Origin of the sequence: Sulfuricurvum sp. MLSB, assembly GCF_000747095.1 — a bacterium.
Taxonomy (GTDB): Bacteria; Campylobacterota; Campylobacteria; order Campylobacterales; family Sulfurimonadaceae; genus Sulfuricurvum.
This window is the reverse complement of record NZ_JQGL01000038.1, coordinates 1-1,124: the sequence shown is the minus strand read 5'-3', so window position 1 is coordinate 1,124 and position 1,124 is coordinate 1. Positions and strand designations below refer to the sequence as shown.

Below are 1,124 nucleotides of genomic sequence, written 5' to 3'. Positions count from 1 at the left end.
TTTTAAATAACCTGTTGACTTATTTAAATAGACATGCTATAATGAGTTCATAAAACAAATACGAACTTGGAGGAGTTAAAAATGATGTTGGAAGAAATGAACCGGTCGCAAATGGAAATAGCAATACTTGAAAATGAAATACCATGTAACATTGATGAAGTAATTGAAATGGGAGACGAAAAAGTCAGAGAATTAATTCAAAACTGGATAGAAGAAAAACCAGATTTCATACTATAAAAACAAACCGAGCCGGCGGTCAACCGGCGTGAAAGGATAAGAAATGAAAATTACAGATACTCAAGAGTATAAAGAATTTTTATCGGTACTAGAAAGCATTGATAACAAAGAGTTTCGTGTTGTGTTGGTGGATGTTGCTTATGAAGTTATTTTAAAATCATTTGGAATTGGTTATGATTCGGGATATCTAAAAGGATTTGAAAGAGGAAAGGATTTTAAAGATGCGTAAAGAAGTAGAAATGTTAATGGCTGAATTGTTAGGAATGAAAAAAGTGCTAGACCCAAAGGCCAGCACATTCCCGTACAAAAACAGAGAGTTTTACCAGGGCGAAATAGTTGATTTAGTGATTGAAAGATTAGGCGAAATATTGGAGGACAAATTACAATGCTAGAGAGTATCGGAAACGGAACAAAAGAAGGAAAGATGGCGAAGCATGCGCAACAAGGCGATGCAGTAGAATTTCAAAGAAACGTTGACAAGTGGCGTTGTTTAAACGGCCTAGAACCACTATACAGCGCGGAAAAAGAAAAACAGGTAGTAAGTATTGGTTAGAGTATTACACCCCCTAGAAATGGGCGAAAACTACTTCCCGTGGTTGTTTGCAGATCACGGGAATTTATTTGACAACATCAGTCAGGCAATTAATTTTATGCAGGGCTTCGGGCTGAAAGATTCAGAGATTGAAACATTTCATTTTATCCAAGAAGATTAAAGTATTTTAAATAAGTTCTTGACTTACTTAAAAAGTAATGTTATAATTAGGTATACCATTAAGGAGGTAGAAAAAATGGAAACTGTTTTAAAAAATGTTGTGATTGATGTGTTGGCTGAAAAGGTTCAAGATTTAGAGTGGGAATTACACTCAAAGAACTTGATTATCGAGGAC

At 34.9% G+C, this 1,124-nt stretch carries 4 protein-coding genes; all 4 read left to right on the top strand.

Features of this window, described 5'->3' with window-relative positions; genetic code table 11:
• The first annotated feature begins 81 nt into the window (after positions 1 to 81).
• From JU82_RS11720 to JU82_RS11710, 4 genes are read left to right on the top strand one after another with little or no spacing between them, the layout of a single operon-like run.
• Complete coding sequence (locus JU82_RS11720) at positions 82 to 237, top strand: hypothetical protein (RefSeq protein ID WP_294892109.1); 156 nt, start codon at positions 82 to 84, stop codon at positions 235 to 237.
• Positions 238 to 280: 43 nt separating this feature from the next.
• Positions 281 to 466 carry a hypothetical protein gene (locus tag JU82_RS04055; RefSeq protein WP_037946824.1) on the top strand — a complete coding sequence of 62 codons (186 nt, stop codon included), beginning with the start codon at positions 281 to 283 and terminating at the stop codon, positions 464 to 466.
• The gene (locus JU82_RS11715; RefSeq protein WP_294892108.1) at positions 459 to 629 is read left to right on the top strand and encodes a hypothetical protein; all 171 of its coding nucleotides are present in this window, start codon (positions 459 to 461) and stop codon (positions 627 to 629) included. The genes JU82_RS04055 and JU82_RS11715 overlap by 8 nt, the downstream gene beginning before the upstream one ends.
• Positions 623 to 790 carry a hypothetical protein gene (locus JU82_RS11710; protein ID WP_294892107.1) on the top strand — a complete coding sequence of 56 codons (168 nt, stop codon included), beginning with the start codon at positions 623 to 625 and terminating at the stop codon, positions 788 to 790. The genes JU82_RS11715 and JU82_RS11710 overlap by 7 nt, the downstream gene beginning before the upstream one ends.
• Positions 791 to 1,124 lie beyond the last annotated feature (334 nt).

Bases quoted from the DNA above. Each gene is read 5' to 3' on its own strand.
- JU82_RS11720 (WP_294892109.1), top strand. From the start codon at position 82: ATGATGTTGGAAGAAATGAACCGGTCGCAAATGGAAATAGCAATACTT.
- JU82_RS04055 (WP_037946824.1), top strand. From the start codon at position 281: ATGAAAATTACAGATACTCAAGAGTATAAAGAATTTTTATCGGTACTA.
- JU82_RS11715 (WP_294892108.1), top strand. From the start codon at position 459: ATGCGTAAAGAAGTAGAAATGTTAATGGCTGAATTGTTAGGAATGAAA.
- JU82_RS11710 (WP_294892107.1), top strand. From the start codon at position 623: ATGCTAGAGAGTATCGGAAACGGAACAAAAGAAGGAAAGATGGCGAAG.